This is a genomic window from Bradyrhizobium sp. P5_C11_2, assembly GCF_054049755.1.
This window is the reverse complement of the sequence record NZ_JBFULT010000727.1, coordinates 1-3,099: the sequence shown is the minus strand read 5'-3', so window position 1 is coordinate 3,099 and position 3,099 is coordinate 1. Positions and strand designations below refer to the sequence as shown.

Annotated in this window: 3 protein-coding genes; all 3 read right to left on the bottom strand. The window is 62.1% G+C overall.

Features of this window, described 5'->3' with window-relative positions; translation table 11 throughout:
* Nucleotides 1-435 (bottom strand): ABC transporter permease subunit (locus ACXJL8_RS37605; RefSeq protein WP_456686668.1); only part of this gene is annotated, 435 nt, incomplete at its 3' end.
* A gap of 115 nt (nt 436-550) precedes the next feature.
* A complete protein-coding gene (locus tag ACXJL8_RS37600; RefSeq protein ID WP_456623785.1) occupies nt 551-1,378 on the bottom strand; it encodes a helix-turn-helix transcriptional regulator in 828 nt (275 codons plus the stop codon).
* A gap of 134 nt (nt 1,379-1,512) precedes the next feature.
* Nucleotides 1,513-2,763, bottom strand: a complete 1,251-nt coding sequence (locus tag ACXJL8_RS37595; protein ID WP_456686667.1) for an ABC transporter substrate-binding protein — start codon at nt 2,761-2,763, stop codon at nt 1,513-1,515.
* Nucleotides 2,764-3,099 lie beyond the last annotated feature (336 nt).

Sequence of the window (3,099 nt, the reverse complement as noted above, 5' to 3'; positions counted from 1 at the left end):
GGCGAACACGATCGAGAGCCCGATCGTCACCATGGTCTGCCGGAGGTCCTGACCTTCCATCCGCCGGAACACTGCGATCTGCAGGATTACGCCGAGCAGGGCTACGCCGATGAATGCCGCGATGAAGCTGAGTATCCAGGAGCCGGTCCAGGTGCTGATGGCGTAGCCGATATAGCCGCCGAACAAGTAGAGTGAGCCGTGGGCAAGATTGACGTTGCGCATCAGGCCAAAGATCAGCGTGAAGCCGCTCGCCACCAGGAAATAGAGCCCGCCAAGCGTGATGCCGTTGAGGACCGCGTTGAGAAACACACGCTTACGGCCGATCGCGGCCTCCAGGCCCGGCGGCCAGATCGCGAACACGAGCCAGAGCAGCACCGCGATCGCGATGATCACGATCAGCGCCCAGGCCGGGTGGCGTTCGATGAACCGGGTCATCTCCGTCGCGTTCCCTCACGCGCGACCTCTATCGGGCCGCATCCCGGGTATCCTATCGAGGGCGACAGCGGCGGATTTGATCCAGAGTATCTTTTATCGTTCGAACGGTACCCGCTCAGGGCCGCAACACCTTGGCGGCGCGGCGGTAATCAGTCGGGGCCATGCCGACATTGGCTGCGAAGAAGCGGGTGAAGCCGCTCTGCGAGGAAAAGCCGAGATCGAAGCCGATATCGGCGATCGGCGTCTCGGTCGCGACCAGCGCATCCAGCGCCTGCTCCATGATCAGCGTGTTCATATAGAGGTGAGGGGTGACGCCGGTCTGGGTACGGAACAGCCGGTAGAAATGCGGCCGCGACAGGCCGGAGGCCCGGGCGATCGAATCCAGCTCGATCTCGGCGCCGGGGCTTTCCGACATCAGCTTGATCGATTTGCGCACGCGAAAATCGGTGATCGCGGCTGCAGCGCGCGCCTCCTGTCCCGCCTCCGACGGTTGCCAGCTCTCCTCGTAACAGGAGTCGATCAGCTGCCGCAGTTCGCAGTCGAGGCTGCGCAGCGACGGCGCGCCGCACACCAGCGCTGCAGTGCGGCGGATCAGCTTGTCGAGCGCCTCGGTGCGGCGGAAATAAGTGCGGCCGAACCGCAGGTTCTGTGCATTTGCGGCCATCGGCGCGAACCATTCTGCGTTGACATAGAGCACGAAGAAGATCGCGCCATCGTCGACGTCCGCCGGCAGGAAGTTATGCGGTTCCCAAGGGTTGACCGCGACGACGGAGTCGTTGTTGAGCAGCATGCGCTGGTCGCAAACATCGATCTGCGCCGGCGTGCCGCCGATATGATAGATCAGGTGCCCTTCGCGGTGCGCATGCACGTTGAAGGGCCGGTTCAATTGATAGACCGTCGCGCGGCCGAACCGGCCGTGGAAGACGGCAAGCGCCCTGCTCATGCCTTCCCTCCCGCGGGATGTTCTTGTCTTTTCGACAAGCGTTGATCATCCGGGAAAGGAAAGCAAGGCTGAGCAGAGCCTCCGATGCAACCGCGTCCGTTAGCCACGGGTTGTTCGCGCCTGCAAAAAATACGTCAGTACTTCTTGCATTCCGGAACCGTGCGGCTGGGCAGGCCGATCTTGGCGAACACGGCGGGATCGTAGCCCAGCGTCTGGTTGACGTTCGGGATCACCTTCACAACCTTGCTGAACAGCGCGCCCTTGCCGTCATCGACGACCTCGGTGACGAAATTGGTACCGATTGCCTGCCGGTTGGAGTCGAGCTTGATCTTGCCGTTGGGCGCGTCGATCTCGATCTTCGCCAGCGCATCCTTGAGCTTGGCCTGGTTGTTGGAGAGATCGCCATTGACCTGCCGCAGCGCCAGGATCAACGCCATGGTCGAGCCGTAATAGTTGGTCGCGAGCAGCGACGGGCTCGGGAAGCGCTTGGCTGGCGGGAAGGCATCCTGATAGGCCTTGACGAATTTCTGCCAGTTCGGATCGTCCCAGGTGTCGGCTTGGCCGCTCGCCGCAATGGTGCCGATCAGTGCGTTCTTGGCGCTGCCCTTCGACGACAGGATGGTTTGGTCGATCATGATCGAGCCGCCCATCAGGTGCGCCTTGCCGCCGGCCTGCTGGTACTGGTTGAGGAAGTTGACGGCATCGGCACCGCCGAGCCCGAGATAGATCGCGTCGACGTCGTCGGGCAGGGCAGCGATCACGGAGGCGAAGTCCTTGGTGCCGAGCGGCACCCATTGCCGGTTCGTGACCTGGCCCCCGGCGCCGCAGAACTCCAACRCCAGCCCGAAGACCTGGGTGTAGATAAAGGAGTAGTCCTCGCCGACGGTCGCGATCTTGCGATAGCCCTTGGTGTCATAGGCGTATTTGCCGAGACCCACCTGCCACTGCGCGCCGTCCATGTTGTAGCGGAAGAAGTTCGGGGCAGGGTCGACATAGGTGGTTTCCTGCGCGCCGGATGCCGCATTGACGAAGGTCAGCTCGGGATGGGTCTTGGCAAAGTTCTTGACCGCAATGCCCTCATCGCCGGAGAGCGGCGACAGCAGGATCTGCACCTTGTCCTGCTCGATCAGCTTGCGCACGGCGCGCACTGCGGAGTCCGGTGTCGCATCGGTCGAGGCGACGATGAACTCGAGCTCCTTGTCGCCGACCTTCTTGCCCAACACGTTGAGCGCCGTCTGGTGACCGCGCATGCCGTCCTCGCCGAGCACCGTGTAGGTGCCTTCCAGCGTTGCGGTGACGCCGACCTTGATCTTCTCCTGAGCGAACGCCGTGCCAGACAACAACAGGCTGCTCAATGCAATCAATCCCACGCTGCCTTTCAACATTGGTCTCCTCCCTGGTGTTTCCGCCGGCGTCCATATTGTTTGATGTCGTGAGCGCGAACGTCCGGTTGTTGCACGCAAGGCTAGCCGATGCCGGGTGTGGTGCGGATGCCGTAACCCCCAGGTTGTTTGACGGGCAGTCTCATTTTGATTGTTGCGCCGCAACGAGATTGGTGACGCATTGTCGCGGCGGTCATGGCTGCAGCGTGATTGGGAGTAGCTTGCGGCGAGCACCGCGGCCGCTCTCCAATCTGACTATCCAAAAATCTCTGATGCACGCCAAACGCGGGTGAGGTGTGTACTGTCGGTCTCGCGTGTGTGCGACATGTGCAATGGGGT

What these genes read in the sequence shown, in the direction of transcription:
- ACXJL8_RS37600 (WP_456623785.1), bottom strand. Translation starts at nt 1,378, where the DNA reads ATGAGCAGGGCGCTTGCCGTCTTCCACGGCCGGTTCGGCCGCGCGACG.